At 71.0% G+C, this 16,320-nt stretch carries 13 protein-coding genes; 6 read left to right on the forward strand and 7 right to left on the reverse strand.

All coding sequences use genetic code 11. The features are described from left to right. Positions 1-8 precede the first annotated feature (8 nt). Together ACPXB1_RS14750 and ACPXB1_RS14755 are read right to left on the reverse strand one after the other, a co-directional pair. On the reverse strand, positions 9-401 hold the full coding sequence (locus ACPXB1_RS14750) for a VOC family protein (RefSeq protein WP_355597160.1): 393 nt from the start codon (positions 399-401) through the stop codon (positions 9-11). A gap of 87 nt (positions 402-488) precedes the next feature. Further along, positions 489-2,054 (reverse strand): aldehyde dehydrogenase family protein, encoded by a 1,566-nt coding sequence (locus ACPXB1_RS14755; protein WP_425735411.1) that lies wholly within the window; start codon positions 2,052-2,054, stop codon positions 489-491. Between the two features lie 423 nt (positions 2,055-2,477). Between ACPXB1_RS14755 and ACPXB1_RS14760 the strand changes: the two genes are divergently transcribed. Beyond that, a complete protein-coding gene (locus ACPXB1_RS14760) occupies positions 2,478-5,375 on the forward strand; it encodes a glycoside hydrolase family 9 protein (protein ID WP_355597142.1) in 2,898 nt (965 codons plus the stop codon). 198 nt (positions 5,376-5,573) lie between these two features. Then, on the forward strand, positions 5,574-8,039 hold the full coding sequence (locus ACPXB1_RS14765) for a non-reducing end alpha-L-arabinofuranosidase family hydrolase (protein WP_053653535.1): 2,466 nt from the start codon (positions 5,574-5,576) through the stop codon (positions 8,037-8,039). A gap of 193 nt (positions 8,040-8,232) precedes the next feature. Here the strand turns inward: ACPXB1_RS14765 and ACPXB1_RS14770 are convergent, their stop codons facing one another. The 3 genes from ACPXB1_RS14770 to bioB are packed head-to-tail and all read right to left on the reverse strand — an operon-like array spanning position 8,233 to position 9,971. Then, positions 8,233-8,739, reverse strand: coding sequence for a GNAT family N-acetyltransferase (locus tag ACPXB1_RS14770; RefSeq protein WP_053653536.1), 507 nt, complete (start codon positions 8,737-8,739; stop codon positions 8,233-8,235). Positions 8,740-8,742: 3 nt separating this feature from the next. Beyond that, a complete protein-coding gene (locus ACPXB1_RS14775; protein WP_053653537.1) occupies positions 8,743-8,952 on the reverse strand; it encodes a hypothetical protein in 210 nt (69 codons plus the stop codon). A 23-nt stretch (positions 8,953-8,975) separates the two neighbouring features. Next, positions 8,976-9,971 (reverse strand): biotin synthase BioB, encoded by a 996-nt coding sequence (bioB, locus tag ACPXB1_RS14780; RefSeq protein ID WP_053653538.1) that lies wholly within the window; start codon positions 9,969-9,971, stop codon positions 8,976-8,978. Between the two features lie 197 nt (positions 9,972-10,168). On the opposite strand from bioB, the gene ACPXB1_RS14785 reads away from it, so the two are divergent. The 4 genes from ACPXB1_RS14785 (at position 10,169) to ACPXB1_RS14800 (ending at position 14,517) form a co-directional block, all read left to right on the forward strand. Beyond that, a complete protein-coding gene (locus ACPXB1_RS14785) occupies positions 10,169-11,305 on the forward strand; it encodes an 8-amino-7-oxononanoate synthase (RefSeq protein WP_053653665.1) in 1,137 nt (378 codons plus the stop codon). A gap of 135 nt (positions 11,306-11,440) precedes the next feature. Then, positions 11,441-12,145, forward strand: a complete 705-nt coding sequence (gene bioD, locus ACPXB1_RS14790) for a dethiobiotin synthase (RefSeq protein ID WP_053653539.1) — start codon at positions 11,441-11,443, stop codon at positions 12,143-12,145. A 54-nt stretch (positions 12,146-12,199) separates the two neighbouring features. After that, positions 12,200-13,840 (forward strand): sensor histidine kinase, encoded by a 1,641-nt coding sequence (locus ACPXB1_RS14795; RefSeq protein ID WP_355597138.1) that lies wholly within the window; start codon positions 12,200-12,202, stop codon positions 13,838-13,840. Positions 13,841-13,863: 23 nt separating this feature from the next. Beyond that, positions 13,864-14,517: a response regulator transcription factor gene (locus tag ACPXB1_RS14800; RefSeq protein ID WP_355597158.1), complete on the forward strand. Its 654-nt coding sequence runs from the start codon at positions 13,864-13,866 to the stop codon at positions 14,515-14,517. A 31-nt stretch (positions 14,518-14,548) separates the two neighbouring features. Here ACPXB1_RS14800 and ACPXB1_RS14805 read toward each other — a convergent pair whose 3' ends face one another. Both ACPXB1_RS14805 and ACPXB1_RS14810 read right to left on the reverse strand, forming a co-directional pair. After that, entirely contained in the window at positions 14,549-15,376 is an 828-nt protein-coding gene (locus ACPXB1_RS14805) for an ABC transporter permease subunit (RefSeq protein ID WP_355597136.1), read from the reverse strand. Further along, positions 15,373-16,305 (reverse strand): ATP-binding cassette domain-containing protein, encoded by a 933-nt coding sequence (locus ACPXB1_RS14810; protein ID WP_355597134.1) that lies wholly within the window; start codon positions 16,303-16,305, stop codon positions 15,373-15,375. Before ACPXB1_RS14810 ends, ACPXB1_RS14805 begins: the two co-directional genes overlap by 4 nt. Positions 16,306-16,320: the final 15 nt, after the last annotated feature.

Genomic DNA, 16,320 nt, shown 5'->3' on the forward strand with positions numbered 1-16,320 from the left:
CGGCCGGGTCAACGCGCGGGGGGCTCGCGGCGGCCCGACAGGCAGAACCGGTTGCCCTCTGGGTCGGCGAGGACCACGTACGGCGGTTCGGTCGGGTGGGGATCCGTGGGGTAGTGGCGCCAGTCCACCCGCTGGGCGCCGAGCGCGAGTAGCCGGTCGAGCTCCTCATCGAGGCTGCGTTCGCCAGCGTCCAGGTCGATGTGAAGCCGAGGAAACTCCTGCACCGCGCTCTCGCTGAGGTCCATGGCGATGGCCATGCCCGACGTTCCTGGCGGCGGCTCCAGCACTATCCACTCGTCACCGTCATATCGAGGTGCCCGGCGGCGGTAGCCGAGGGCTGCGGCCCAGAACCGTCCCGCGCGCTCGGGGTCGGACACGCCCAGGGAGAGCTGTTCGATCATCGCCACCGCTCGACGGTACGCGACGCTGCGCTGTTAATGCGGGCCCCCTGCTCTACATCAGGCGTTAACAGGGGGCCCTTCCTTGCATTAGGTGGCGGGGTAGCTGTTGTAGTCGGGGAAGTTGCCGTACAGCCGGTCGTCGCCGCCCACTGTGACGGCCTGCACCAGCAGGTCGCCGCCGACGAACGCGCCCTTCCAGGACGCGCCCCGACCGCCGAACGGCTCGTCCCGGTCGCCGCGCGAGCGTGGCTTGTTGATGCCCACCTTGAACGCCTGAAGGTCCACGGCGAGCTTGCCTGCCTCGTCGGTGTCGTCGCAGGCCAGCGAGGCGACGAGCGCGCCGTTGGAGGCGTTCATCGCGGCCAGCAGCTCGTCGGTGGTGTCGACCACGACGATCGTGTCGACAGGCCCGAACGGTTCGGCGTGCATCAGCCGTGACCGGCCGGGCGGGGCGAGCAGCACCGACGGCGCGACGTACGCGGAGGTGTCCTGACCCTGGAGGAACGGCGCGCCGGTCAGCTTGCCCCGGTGCAGGGGCACCGCACCGCCGCGGACCGCCTCGTCGACCTTGCGGTGCAGCTCGTCGGCCTTGGCGGCGCTGATCAGCGGCCCGAAGTCCAGCTCGGGGAGTGGGTCGCCGGCGGTCCAGTCGTCGCCGACGGCCAGCGGGTGGCCGAAGCGGACCGAGCGTACGACCGGCAGGTACATGTCGAGGAACTCGTCGACCAGGTCGCGCTGGACCACGAACCGGGGGTACGCGGTGCAGCGCTGCTTGCCGTACTCGAAGCCCTTCTTGAGGTGGGTGGCGAGCAGGTCCCACTGGGAGAAGTTCCAGATGCCCCAGGCGTTGAGCCCCTCCTGCTCGATGAAGTGCCGCTTGTCGCTGTCGAGCAGCGCGGCGGCGACCTTGCCACCGTTGGACCGGCCGCCGACGAAGGCCACAGCGCCGATCTCGGGTGCGCGGACCAGCACTTCGGACAGTTCCTCGCCGCCGCCGGAGACGAGGGTGGCGGGCAGTCCGGCCCGGCGCATCAGCGCGTGCGCAACGGTCAGGCAGACCGCGCCGCCCTGCGACGGGGTCTTTGCGATGACCGCGTTGCCGGCCAGCAGTTGCACCAACTCGGCGTGCACCAGGACGCTCATCGGGTAGTTCCAAGAAGCAATATTGCTGACCGGGCCGGGCAGCGGTTCACGGCCGTCGGCGAGCATCCGGTCGATCTCTTCGGAGTACCAGCGGACGCCGTCGAGTGCCCGGTCGACGTCGGCGCAGGCCAGCCGCCACGGCTTGCCGATCTCCCAGACCAGCAGCAGGGCGAGCAGGTCGCGGTGCGCGGTGAGGGCCTCCAGCGCGTCGGCGACGCGGGCCTTGCGGTCGGCCAGTGGGGTCGCGGCCCAGGCCCGGTGGGCGTTGGCGGCGTACGCGACGGCGGCGCGGGCGCTGTCGGCGTCGAGCCGGGGCAGGTTGATGATGACTGTGTTGTCCACGGGCGTGCGGGCGGGTGCGGGGCGACCCACTGCCCGCCAGTCGCCTTCGATGAGGTTGTGCAGCGTGGTGACGCCGTCGACGTCGGCGCCGAACGCCTCGGGGGTGGCGGCCACCGCGCGGGCGAGGACGTCGGACCAGGCGGTGCCCTCGGCGAGTCGTAGTGCCATCGCGTTCTCCTCTGGTTGCCGGGGGAGCGGCGGCGTCGATGGCACCGCTGGTGATCGGTACTGTCTCGCGGCGAGTAGCGGGTCAGCAACAGTACGTTCGTATGGCAGGGGCTCGATGGCCCGTGCGCCTGCGTCATCGAGGTGGACGGATGGCTTCCGAGCTGCGGTTCCACTCGTTCTTCAATCGACATCCATCGATAATGTGAGATAGCTCAGGGTGACTGCCGGCGGTTACCCGTGAGTACGAGAAACTGGGCCGCTTCCCAACCGGCCACGCGCCCGATACATTGTCGCTTATCCATGGGAGCGCTTCCACGGCTGCCCGTGGTCACACCGCCACCCCCGCTGTCGCCGGTGGCCGTGCCGCCCCACGCCGTCCCGCGTTGGTGCGACCACCGGCGGCGCCTCCGACAGGAGCCTGCCATGCGTCACCTGACAGGGCCGTCCACCGGCCACCCCGGCCGGTCTCCGGTCGCTGACCAGCCCTGGCCCCGGCGGTTGCTGGCCGCCGGTGTCGCATTGCTCACCGGGCTGTCCCTCGCTGTCGCCGCGCCACCGGCCGGACCGGCGTCCGCCGCGCCGGCGTTCAACTACGCCGAGGCGTTGCAGAAGTCGCTGCTCTTCTACGAGGCGCAGCAGTCCGGCCGGCTCCCTGACTGGAACCGGGTCTCCTGGCGGGGCGACAGCGCACTCACCGACGGCGCCGACGCGGGGCTCGACCTCACCGGCGGCTGGTACGACGCTGGTGACCACGTCAAGTTCGGCTTCCCGATGGCGTTCAGCGCCACGATGCTGGCGTGGGGCGCGGTGGAGTACCGCAGCGGCTACACGTCCTCCGGGCAACTGCCGCACCTGCTCAACAACCTACGGTTCGTCAACGACTACTTCATCAAGGCGCACCCGTCGGCCAACGTCCTCTACGGGCAGGTCGGCAAGGGCGACGACGACCACAAGTGGTGGGGTCCGGCAGAGGTCATGCAGATGGCGCGACCCGCGTACAAGATCGATGCGAGCTGTGGCGGCGCGGACCTGGCCGGTGAGACGGCGGCCGCGATGGCCGCATCCTCGATGGTGTTCCGGCCCACCGACGCCGCCTACGCCGACAAGCTCCTCACGCACGCCCGGCAGCTCTACACGTTCGCCGACACCGTGCGGAAGTCCTACCACGAGTGCATCACCGACGCGACCAGCTTCTACCGCTCGTGGAGCGGCTGGCAGGACGAGCTGGTGTGGGGCGCCATCTGGCTGTACCGGGCCACCGGCGACGCCACCTACCTCGCCAAGGCCGAGAGCGAGTACGACAAGCTCGGCACCGAGAACCAGACCACCACCCGCTCCTACAAGTGGACGATCGCCTGGGACAACAAGCAGTTCGGCGCGTACGTGCTGCTGGCCAACCTGACCGGCAAGCAGAAGTACGTCGACGACGCCAACCGCTGGCTGGACTACTGGACCGTCGGGGTCAACGGCCAGCGCGTGCCGTACTCGCCCGGCGGAATGGCGGTGCTCGACTCCTGGGGTGCGCTGCGCTACGCCGCCAACACGTCCTTCGCCGCGCTCGTCTACAGCGACAAGACAACCGACACCACGCGCAAGACGCGCTACCACGACTTCGCCGTCCGGCAGATCAACTACGCGCTCGGCGACAACCCGCGCAGCTCCAGCTACGTCATCGGGTTCGGCGCCAACTCGCCGCGCAACCCGCACCACCGCACCGCGCACGGCTCCTGGTGGGACAGCCAGACCGTGCCCGTCGAGACCCGGCACACCCTCTACGGCGCGCTTGTCGGCGGCCCGTCCTCGCCCAACGACGCGTACAGCGACAGCCGGTCGGACTACGTGATGAACGAGGTCGCCACCGACTACAACGCAGGCTTCACGTCCGCGCTGGTCCGGCTGACCTCCGAGTACGGCGGCACGCCGCTTGCGAACTTCCCGGTCGCCGAGACGCCGGACATCGACGAGCTGACCGTGGAGACCACTGTCATGCAGGCCGAACCCCGGGCCACCGGGCTCAAGGCGATCGTCTACAACAAGTCGGCGTTCCCGGCCCGCGCGCTTACCGACGGCAAGTTCCGGTACTACTTCCGGCCCGACGGCACCGGTCCGGTGCAGGTCACCGCCGGCTACACGCAGGGCTGCCCGTCCCCGACCACCGCCAAGCAGTTCAGCGGCGACATCTGGTACGTCGAGGTGGACTGCACCGGGCACACCATCGCACCGGCCGGGCAGTCGCAGCACCGGATGGAGGTCCAGTTCAAGATCGGTGTGCCCGAGGGTGGCACCTGGGACCCGACGAACGACCCGTCGTACCAGGCCACCGCCGGGCCGAACCGTAAGGTGCCGCTCTACTCCGGCGCCACCCGCGTCTGGGGCGACGAGCCGGGACCGGTCGTACCGGACACCACAGCGCCGAGCGTGCCCGGCACCCCCGTCGCCTCCGCCGTCACGTCGAGCGGGCTCACGCTGACCTGGGCCGCGTCCACCGACACCGGCGGCAGCGGCCTGGCCGGCTACGAGATCACCCAGTCGCAGACGGGCAGCGACGCGCTGGTGCTGCGTACCGCCACCACGAACACGCTCGCGGTGGCCGGACTGCTGCCGGAGCGGACGTACCAGTTCACAGTGCGGGCCCTCGACGGCGCCGGCAACCGGTCCGCGTCGTCGGCCGCCGCCAGCGTCACCACGCCGGCCGGACCGGCACCGGACACGACAGCGCCCACCGCGCCCGGCACCCCCGTCGCCTCGGCGGTCACCGCCACCGGGCTCACCCTGACCTGGGCGGCGTCGACCGACAACGTCGGTGTCACCGGCTACCGGGTCTACCGCGAGGCCGGCGCCACCGACACGCTCGTCGGCTCACCGACCGGCACCACGGCGGCGGTCACCGGCCTGACCGCCTCCACGGCGTACCAGTTCTACGTCGTGGCCGTCGACGCGGCCGGCAACACCTCCGCGGCGTCCGCACCGGTCTCGGTGACCACCGCGCCCCCGCCGGTCGGCGGCACCTGCTCGGTGGGGTACGTGACGAACGACTGGAGCACCGGCTTCACCGCCACGGTGACGATCACCAACACCGGCACCACAGCGCTCAACGGCTGGACGCTGCGGTGGAGCTTCACCGGCGGACAGACCGTCAGCCAGGGCTGGTCGGCGACGGTCAGCCAGAGCGGCGCGGCGGTCACCGCCACGAACCTCTCCTACAACGGCGCGCTCGCGCCCGGAGCGTCGGTGAGTTTCGGCTTCAACGGCAACCACAGCGGCAGCAACCCGAAGCCGACGGCCTTCACCGTCAACAACACCGCCTGCACCATCGCCTGACTCAACGACGCGGCGTGGCCGGTTGCCGCGACCAACCAGGCCACGCCGCGTAACGCCAACACATTTCCGAAACTTTTCCGAAACCTCGCTGGCCGGACCGGCCGCGTGGTATAAACATCGATTGAGCTAAATATTCTACTGAGACGTCCGGTCGTCCCGCCTCGGCGTTCCGGGTGTTGGCCAAGTAGGGAGGCCAAAATGCAAACGAGCCCACCCGTTCATCCCGGCAGAACTCGGCGACGGCGATCGCATGTCGTCCGAGCGCTGCTCGCCGGCACGTTCAGCGTCGTGACCGTGGCCGCCGTCGCGGTGATGATGCCCTCGGCGAACGCCGCTGCGTCCACGCTCGGCGCGGCCGCCGCACAGTCGGGCCGGTACTTCGGCACCGCCATCGCGGCGGGCCGGCTCGGCGACTCGACGTACAGCACGATCGCGGCACGTGAGTTCAACATGATCACCGCCGAGAACGAGATGAAGCCGGACGCGACGCAGCCCCAGCGGGGCCAGTTCAACTTCAACTCCGGTGACCAGATCTACAACTGGGCGACCCAGCGTGGCCTTAAGGTCCGTGGGCACACCCTGGCCTGGCACGCGCAGCAGCCGCCGTGGATGCAGAGCCTGAGCGGCAGCACCCTGCGGCAGGCGATGATCGACCACATCAACGGAGTGATGGGCCACTACCGGGGCAAGCTCGCCGCGTGGGACGTGGTCAACGAGGCGTTCAACGAGGACGGCAGCCGCCGCAGCTCCAACCTCCAGGGCACCGGCAACGACTGGATCGAGGTGGCGTTCCGCACCGCGCGGGCGGCCGACCCGTCGGTCAAACTCTGCTACAACGACTACAACATCGAGAACTGGTCGTACGGCAAGACACAGGGCGTCTACCGCATGATCCAGGACTTCAAGTCCCGCGGCGTGCCGATCGACTGCGTCGGGTTGCAGACCCACTTCACCGGCGGCAGCTCGCTGCCGAGCAACTTCCAGACCACGCTGTCCAGCTTCGCCGCGCTCGGCGTGGATGTGGCGCTGACCGAGGTCGACGTCACCAACGCCTCCACCACCCAGTACGCCGGGCTTACCCAGGCGTGCCTGAACGTGCCGCGCTGCATCGGCATCACCGTCTGGGGCGTACGCGACAGCGACTCCTGGCGCTCGAACGAGAGCCCGCTGCTCTTCGACGGCGGCGGCAACAAGAAGGCCGCCTACAACTCCGTCCTCAACGCGCTCAACGCGGCCACGCCGACGACGAGCCCGACGACGAGCCCGACGGTGACCCCGACGGTGACCCCGACGACGACCCCACCGCCGAGTGGTGGCGCCGGCCGGATCGTCGGGGTGCAGTCGGGCCGGTGCATCGACGTGCCCAACGCCACGCAGACAAACGGCACCCGGGTCCAGCTCTACGACTGCCACGGTCAGTCGAACCAGCAGTGGACGTACACCGCGAACAAGCAGCTGCGGGTCTACGGCAGCAAGTGCCTGGACGCGAACGGCGCGGCCACCGCCAACGGCACCGGCATCATCATCTGGGACTGCAACAGCGGGGCGAACCAGCAGTGGAACATCAACTCCAACGGCACCATCAGCGGCGTCCAGTCCGGCCGGTGCCTGGACGTCTGGGGCACCGGCAACGGCCAGCAGGTCCAGCTGTACGACTGCCACGGGCAGACCAACCAGCAGTGGCGGACCGACTTCGGCGGCACCACGCCGACGTCGACGCCGACTCCGCCGCCGACCACCACGCCGCCGCCGAGCGGCTGCGCGCTGCCGTCGACCTACCGGTGGTCGTCGACCGGCGCGTTGGCCAACCCGCAGAACGGCTGGGTCTCACTCAAGGACTTCACCAACGTGGTCTACAACGGCAAGCACCTGGTCTACGGGTCGTACGTCAACAGCAGCGGTCAGTACAGCTCGATGAACTTCACCTCGTTCACCAACTGGTCCGACATGGCCTCGGCCGGCCAGAACGGGATGAGCCAGGGCACCGTGGCGCCCACCCTGCTGTACTTCGCCCCGAAGAACATCTGGGTGCTGGCGTACCAGTGGGGACCGACCTCGTTCAGCTACAAGACGTCGAGCGACCCGACGAACGCCAACGGCTGGTCCTCGGCGCAGACGCTGTCCACCGCCACCCTGCCCGACGCCCCGTACGGCGTCATCGACCAGACGCTCATCGGTGACGACCAGAACATGTACCTGTTCTTCGCCGGGGACAACGGCAAGATCTACCGGTCGAGCATGCCGCTCGGGAACTTCCCGGGCAGCTTCGGCTCGACCTACACGACGATCATGACGGACACGACGAACAACCTGTTCGAGGGCGTCGAGGTCTACAAGGTGGCCGGCCAGAACCAGTACCTGATGATCGTCGAGGCGATCGGGAGCCAGGGACGCTACTTCCGGTCGTTCACGTCGAACAGCCTGAGCGGCTCGTGGACCCCGCAGGCCGCCACCGAGAGCAACCCGTTCGCCGGCAAGGCCAACAGTGGCGCGACGTGGACCAACGACATCAGCCACGGTGACCTGGTCCGCACCAACCCCGACCAGACCAAGACCGTCGACGCCTGCAACCTGCAGTTGCTGTACCAGGGCAAGAACCCGAGTGCGGGGGGCGACTACAACCTGCTGCCGTGGCGGCCGGGTGTACTGACCCTCCAGCGATAGGTATCACTGGATTCGCAGCACAGTGGCGTGCCCGGCACCGCACGGTGCCGGGCACGCCCGCCCGGGATCTGCGCTGCCCCTCGGCGTGCCAGCCTGCGCACCCCGAAGTGCGAAGTGGCGCTCCCACCAGCCCGCCGACGTTGCCCGCCGGCTCCCCGACGGACACCCGTGCCGGGACGGCTGACGCGCCCGCTCACTCCACGAGATCGTCGGCGAGCAGGTCCATCAGCAGGGCGTCGTGCCAGCGGCCATCCGCGCCGCGCTCGTAGCGCCGCATGATGCCCACCGGACGGAAACCGACCTTCGCGTACGCGCGGATCGCCGCGCTGTTCGCCGCCGCCGGGTCGATCGTGAACCGGTGGTGGCCGTACTCGTCGATCAGGTGCCGGGCCAGGGTGCGGATGGCGTCCACACCGAGCCCCGCGCCGCGTACCGCCGGATCGAGGAAGATGTCCAGGCTGGCGTGCCGGTAGTCCGGGTCGGATTCGGCGTACCACTGGATCGCGCCGATCACCCGGCCGTCGTGCTCGATGGCGTACAACGTCAGATCGTCGTCGGCCAGGTCGGCGCGGACGGAGTCGGCCAGGTCGTCACCGCCGCGCCACCACCGGCGTACCTCCGGATCGGCCCGGACCGCCGCGAGGGCCGGCACGTCGTCGTCGGTCACCGGACGCAACGTCACCGCTCGCCCCCGCAGCACGCCTCAGCCCCGGATCTCGCCGTGCTCGACGCAGACCGCCGACCATCCGACCGGAAGCACCTGCACCTTCATCCGACGGCGGCAGTGCGCGCAGTAGCGCGGCGGCTCCAACGCCCGGGCCGCCGCGCACGGCTCGTGCCCACCGGCCGCCGCGTCCTCACCACACCTGTCGCACCAGCGGGGTGCCGTCACCGTCTCGACAAGCTCGGTCACGTCGTCCTTCCCGGATGTCGTTCCTACAGCGTCGCGGACAGCGCCTTCACCGGCATCTTCAGCTCGTCGAGCAGCTCAAGGTCGGCGTTCGCCGATCGACCCAGCGTCGTCAGGTAGTTGCCGACGATCACCGCGTTGATGCCGCCGAGCAGGCCGGCCCGCGTACCCAGGTCACCGAGGGTGATCTCGCGGCCACCCGCGTACCGGAGGATGGTGCGCGGCATGGCCAGCCGGAACGCGGCGATGGCCCGCAGCGCGTCCTTGCCCTCGACCACCTGGCGGTCACCGAGCGGGGTGCCGGGGCGGGGGTTGAGGAAGTTCAGGGGCACCTCGTGCGGGTTGATCTCGGCGAGCTGCGCGGCGAACTCCGCCCGCTGCTCGACGGTCTCGCCGAGGCCGAGGATGCCGCCGCAGCACACCTCCATGCCGGAGTCGCGGACCATCCGCAGCGTCTCCCAACGCTCCTCCCACGAGTGCGTGGTGACCACGTTGGGGAAGTACGACCGGCAGGTCTCCAGGTTGTGGTTGTAGCGGTGCACGCCCATGTCGACAAGGTCGTCGACCTGCTCCTGGGTGAGCATGCCCAGCGACGCGGCGACCTGGATGTCGACCTCGGCCTTGATGGCGGCGACGCCCTCGCGCATCTGCTTCATCAGGCGGGCGTCCGGGCCACGGACGGCGGCCACGATGCAGAACTCCGTCGCACCTGTCTTCGCGGTCTGCTTCGCGGCCTCGACAAGCGACGGGATGTCCAGCAGGACCGAGCGCACCGGGGAGGTGAACAGGCCGGACTGGGAACAGAAGTGGCAGTCTTCCGGGCAGCCGCCGGTCTTCAGCGAGACGATGCCCTCGACCTCGACCTCCGGGCCGCACCAGCGCATCCGCACATCGTGGGCGAGCTGGAGGGCGGCGGGCAGGTGCTCGTCGGGCAGGTTCAGCACGGCGAGGACGCCGGCCTCGTCGAGACCGACACCGTCACCCAGGACCTGGGTACGGGCCTGGTCGAGGATCTCTGGCATGGCTCGTACCCTACAAGGCGCCCCGGTCAGCCGGAATGGCCCGCTCGCCGGTCGCTCCCAGGGCCCGGCGGTACCCGCCCGGCAGGTGGCCGCGCAGGTCGGCGATGGGTGGATCCGTCGAGTTGGTGGGGACGGGTGGTAATTTCGCCCGGCGGGTGTCGGCGTGGCCGGCACCGGACGGCGGCGAAGGGGTGACGGTGGCGGACTGGCTGGCGGCGCTCGACCGCCGCGCGGAGTTGCGGGCCAAGGCCGGCCTGACCCGGCGACTGCATCCGCGTCCCGCCGACGACGGAATGACCGATCTGGCCGGCAACGACTACCTCGGCCTGGCCACCCACCCGGAGGTCACGGCCGCGGCGGCGGCGGCGCTGTCGGCGTACGGGCTGGGAGCGACCGGGTCGCGCCTGGTACGCGGCTCGACCGACGCGCACCAGGCGTTGGAGGACGAGCTGGCGCAGTGGCTGGGCGCCGACAAAGCTCTCGTCTTCTCCTCCGGATACCTGGCGAACCTCGGTGCGCTGCGGGCCCTCGTCCAACCTCGCACGCTGCTCGTGTCCGACGCGCACAACCACGCGTCGCTGATCGACGGCTGCCGGATCTCCGGCGCGGAGACTGTCGTGGCCGCGCACGCCGACGTGACGGCCGTGGCCGCAGCCCTCGCGGTGGCGCCGGGCCGCCCGGCGGTGGTGGTCACCGAGTCGGTGTTCTCGGTCGACGGTGATCTCGCCCCGCTGGCCGAGTTGCACGCGGTGGCCCGCCGCTACGGCGCGCTGCTGCTCGTCGACGACGCGCACGGGCTCGGCGTGACCGGGCCGTCCGGCGCGGGCGCGGTGGCCGCCGCTGGGCTGGCCGGGGAGCCGGACGTGGTGGTCACCGCCACCCTGTCCAAGGCGCTCGGCGGCGCGGGTGGGGTGGTGGCCGGGCCGGCCGAGTTCGTCAGGCACCTTGTCGAGACCGGCCGTACGTTCATCTTCGACACCGCGTTGCCGCCGGCGGTCGCTGCCGGTGTGCACGCGGCGCTGCGGCTGGCCCGCGACGGCGACGACCTGCGGGCCGAGTTGGCCGACCGGGTGGCGTTGGCGGTGGGCCGGTTGCGGGCGGCGGGGCTGACGGTCTCCACGCCGGACGGGGCTGTGGTCTCGGTGACCGCTCCCGGCCCGGAGGCGGCGACGGCCTGGGCCGCTGACTGCCGCGACCGGGGTGTCGCGGTGGGCTGCTTCCGGCCGCCGTCCACTCCGGACAACCGTTCCCGGCTGCGCATCACCGTCAGCGCAGGGGTGCCGCGCGCGGATTTCGAGCGGGCGCTGGAAGCCATAGTGGACTGTGTCCCGTGAGCGCGAGGAGTGAGCCGGGTTTGCGAGCCCCGCAGTCGCGAGCCGAGGTTGTGCAGTGAGCGCGAGGAGTGAGCCGGGTTTGCGAGCCCCGCAGTCGCGAGCAGAGGCGACACAGTGAGCGCGTGGGAGGGGCCGGTGCTTGTCACAGGCACCGACACCGAGGTGGGCAAGACCGTGGTGACCGCGGCGATCACGGCTGCCGCGCAGGCCGCCGGGTTGCGGGTGGCTGTGGTCAAGCCGGGCCAGACGGGTACGGCCGGCGGGGAGCCGGGTGACGTGGACGTGGTCAACCGGTTGGCGGCTCCGCTCACCGGTCGCACTCTTGCCAGTTTTCCGGATCCGCTGGCTCCGTTGGCTGCCGCCCGGGTGGCGGATCTGCCGCCGTTGGAGTTGTACACGGCCGTGGACGCCGTCCGGGAAGAGGCGGACAAGCACGATCTGGTGCTTGTCGAGGGGGCCGGTGGTCTGCTGGTGCCGATGGGGCTGCGCCCGTCGGGGGAGCCGTGGACGATGGCGGATCTGGCGGTGTCGTTGGGTGCGCCGGCGGTGGTGGTCGCCCGTGCCGGGTTGGGCACGCTCAACCACACGGCGTTGACTCTTGAGGCGCTGGACCGGCGGGCGGTGCCGGCAGGCGTGGTGATCGGTGCCTGGCCGTCGTCTCCGGAGTTGGTGCACTGGTCGAACCTCACCGACCTGGTGCCGAACATGCTCGGTGCCGTGCCCGATGGCGCTGGCGCGATGGACCCTGGGGTGTTTCGTCGTTCCGCGCCGGGCTGGCTCACTCCGGCCCTGCACGGGGTGTTGGACGACTGGCGGGTGTGGGCCGAGGAGAGCAGCTGAACACCTGACTTTCGTCGGTGTCCGCCCAGGTCGGGCGTGGGTAGCGTGACGGCGGTGAGGCTTCTCGACTCTTCGGTGCCAGGTTCGCCGGATCAGCGGCGGCGCCTGCTGCGGGACGTATTGCTGTGGGCGGTCGTCGCCGCGCCGGTCGCGTACGCCGGGGTCACTCCGCCCCATCCGCGGTACGCGTTGCCGTTGCTTGTCGGCAAGGTGCTGCTGCTCGGCGCGGCGGTGGTGGTGAGCCGGCGCACGCCGTTGGTCGCCCTGGTGCTCGTGGTGCTCGGGTCGCTCGTCGACGGCAACTTCGTGTTCGCCATCCCGATCTTCAGTTATCTCGCTGGGCGGCGCAGCGCTTCGGCGGGCCCGGCGGTCGTGACCTTCGTGCTGATCGCGGCTGCTGGTACGGCGCTCAACCTGGGGCTGCTGGGCACGGGTGCGGCCACCTGGTTCCTGCTGGCCTCGGTGCTGCTCTTCGCTGCGGTGTTTCCCTGGTTGGTCGGTCGGTACCGGCGTCAGCAGCGGGAGTTGGCCGAGGCCGGTCGCCGTCACGTCGACGCGGTGGCCAGCGAGCAGCGTGGTGCCGCCGAGCGGATCCGGCTGCGGGAGAGGGCCCGGATCGCCGGGGAGATGCATGACTCCCTCGGTCACGACCTCAGTCTGATCGCGGTACGCGCCGCAGCTCTGGAGGTCGCCGCCGACCTCGACGAGCGGCACCGGGTCGCGGCGGGGGAGTTGCGGGCCAGTGTCTCCGCCGCCACCGAGCGGCTGCACGAGATCATCGGAGTGCTCCGCGAGGAGGGTGGGGCATCGGTTCGTCCGAGCGGGGAAAGCGTCTCCGAGCTTGTCGAAGGCGCCCGGGAGGCTGGCATGGCGGTACGGCTGGATGCCGCCCCGGTGGTCGCGGAGTTGCCGGCGATGACAGGCCACGCTGCGCACCGGGTCGTCCGGGAGGCCCTGACCAACGCCGCCCGGTACGCGCCGGGTGCCCCGGTCGACGTACGCCTGGGTCGGGACGGTGACCGGGTGGAGGTGACTGTCGTCAACAGTGTTCCGCCGGCCGGGCCGTTGCCGGCTCCGTCGTCGCGGGGCAGCGGGCTGCTGGCGCTCGCCGAGCGGGTTCGCCTGGCCGGTGGGACCTTCGACGCCGGCCCGCGGGCCGACGGCGGGTTCGCCGTACGGGCGGTGCTGCCGGCCATCGCGACGCCGGCAGAGTCGCTGTCGGCAGGGCCGTCGTCACTGGAGGCACTATCGACGGCCGCGTCGCCACCGGAGGCGCTGGCCGCCCTGTCGCCGGTGGAGGCGGCCGGGGCGGCGTCCTGGTCCGGTGACCGGCCGGGTGCCGTGGAGGGGCCAGTCGACGCGGAGCGGCGGCTGCACGACGCCCGTCGACGAGTTCGACGCAGTCTGCTCGCGGCGGTCGGGGCGCCGGCAGGTTTCGCCCTGGTGCTCTCGTTCGTCTACTACCCGGTGGCGACCGCCGGAACGGTGTTGGACCAGGCGACCTTCGACGAGCTGCGTGTCGGTACGGCCCGGTCGGAGCTGGCGGGGCTGCCCCGGCGACAGCTGGAACGTCCGTCCGCTGTCTACCGGGCCGACTGCGAGTACTACACCGATGGCAACTTCCCTCTCGCCGAGCCGACGTGGCGGCTCTGCTTCACCGACGGCCGGCTGGTCAGCAAGGAGCGGATCGCGTAGTGAACACCGACACGGCACTGACGCTGCCGATCCGGGTTGTCCTCGCCGACGACGAGGCGATGATCCGGGCCGGTGTCCGGGCGATTCTCGCCGCCGATCACTGCATCGAGGTGGTCGCCGAGGCCGGTGACGGGCGGGCGGCGGTGGAACTCGTGCGGGCGCACCGACCCCATGTGGCGTTGCTGGACATCCGGATGCCCCGGCTGGACGGGTTGACCGCCGCCGCCGAGATCCGCCGGGTCGCACCGGACACCGCGACGATCATGCTGACCACCTTCGGTGAGGACGACCATGTGGCCCGCGCGCTCGGGCACGGCGCGAGCGGGTTCCTGCTCAAGGCAGGCGACCCGCGGGAACTGATCGCCGGGGTGCACGCGGTCGCCGACGGCGGTGCCTATCTGTCGCCCCGGGTGGCCCGCCGGGTGATCGAGTTGGGCGCCGGCCGGCTGGCCCGCCGACCCGCCGCGCGGGACCGTACGGCCGGGCTTACCGAGCGGGAACGGGAGGTGCTGGCGCTGGTGGGGGCGGGGCTGTCAAACGCCGAGATCGCCCGCCGGCTGCACCTTGTGGAGGGCACCGTGAAGAGCTATCTGACAAGCATCTTCACCCGGTTGGACGTGCGTAACCGGGTGCAGGCGGCGATCGTGGCGTACGAGGCGGGGCTTGTCGACGGGTGAGCGGGGGCCGGGTCGGGCCCCCGCTCACCGGTCAGGCGTCGCGGCGGCGCAGCGCGGCCCGGCCCAGCAGGAGCGCCGCGCCGGCCCACCCGGCGAGCAGCAGCAGACCGACCGCGCCCGGGTAGGGCTCGGTGTCGCCAGCCATGAAGTGCCCGCCTGCCACGCCGGGGAAGACGTCGGCGATCCGGTTCAGCACGGCGATGTCCGGCTCCATCAGCGACAGCGGCACGATCATCAGGATGGCGAACAGCACGGTGATCGTGAGGACCGCGCTGCGCAGTGCCGCGCCGAGCCCCAGCGCGAGCACGCCGACAAGCGCCAGGTAGGTCGCCACCGCCACGATGTCGCCGATCGTGTCGGCGGCCGGCGCGCTGCCCCATTCGCCGAGCGTCGGTCGCGCGACCAGGGCGCCGACGCCACCGAGCAGCAGCCCGAGAGCGAAGGTGACAGCTCCGGCGACCACGGCCTTGGCAAGCAGCACGCGACCTCGTGCCGGGGTGCACTGCAACGTGGTCCGGATGGTGCCGCTTGTGAACTCGGCGGTGATCGCCAGCAGGCCCAGCGCCAGCACCGCGTACTGGGTCAGCTCGACGGAGTCGATCACCACGCTGCCGACGGTGACGATTCCCCTGTCGTCGAGCGGGTCGTCGTTCGTGTTGTCGTTGGCCGCGTAGATGGCCAGTTGGAGTGCGCTCGCGGCCATCACCACCAGCCCGGCCAGCATCGTCCACCAGGTGCTCGGTACCGAGAACAGCTTGGTCCACTCGGCGGCCACCGCACCGCGGAACGCGGCCGGGGCGCCCTGGGACGCGGTCGGCTCGGCGGCGGGGCGGACACCCGCGACCGTGTTCGTGCTCATCGTGCGCCACCTCCGGTTCGGCCGCCGGCGTACTCGACGCTGTCGGCGGTCAGGTCCATGAACGCCTGCTCCAGCGATGCGCCGTGCGGGCTCAGTTCGTGCAGCCGGATCCCCAGCTCGTACGCGAGGTCTCCGACCCGGTCGGCGGTCGTGCCGGTCACCGTCAGCTCGTCGTGGTCGGCGGCCTCGACTGTCGCCCCGGCTGCGGTGAGGCGCGCGGCGAGAGCGGCCAGCCCGTCGGCGTGCGGGCTGCGGACCCGGACGGCGACAGTGCTGCCGGCGACCACGTCGCCGATCGGCGCGTCGGCGAGCAGTCGTCCCCGGCCGATCACCACGAGTTGGTCGGCGGTCAGCTGCATCTCGCTCATGAGGTGACTGGAGACGAAGACAGTGCGCCCTTCGTCGGCCAGGGAGCGCATCAGCTGCCGGACCCAGCGCACCCCGTCCGGGTCGAGCCCGTTCACCGGCTCGTCGAACATCAGTACCGGGGGGTCGCCGAGCAGCGCGCCGGCGATGCCGAGCCGCTGGCCCATGCCGAGGGAGAGGGTCCGTCCGGCCTTACCGGCGGGGCGTCCGTCCAGCCCGACGGTGTCCAGCACCTCGTCCACCCGGCGGGCGGGGATGCCGTTGCTGCGGGCCATGGCCAGCAGGTGCGCGCGGCCGGACCGGGCCGGGTGGATGGCGCGGGCGTCAAGCAGCGCGCCGACCTCGTGCAACGGCCGGCGCAGATCCCGGTACGCGCGCCCGCCGACGAGCGCCTGCCCGGCGGTGGGGCGGTCCAGCCCGAGGACCATTCGCATGGTGGTGGACTTGCCGGCGCCGTTGGGGCCGAGGAAGCCGGTGACCCGGCCGGGCGCGATGTCGACTGTCAACGCGTCGACGGCTGTGGTCTCCCCGAACCGTTTCGTCAACCCACGTAATGTGATCATGCGCTGACGCTAGGC

Source organism: Micromonospora sp. DT68 (assembly GCF_049847245.1).
Classification (GTDB): Bacteria; Actinomycetota; Actinomycetes; order Mycobacteriales; family Micromonosporaceae; genus Micromonospora; species Micromonospora profundi.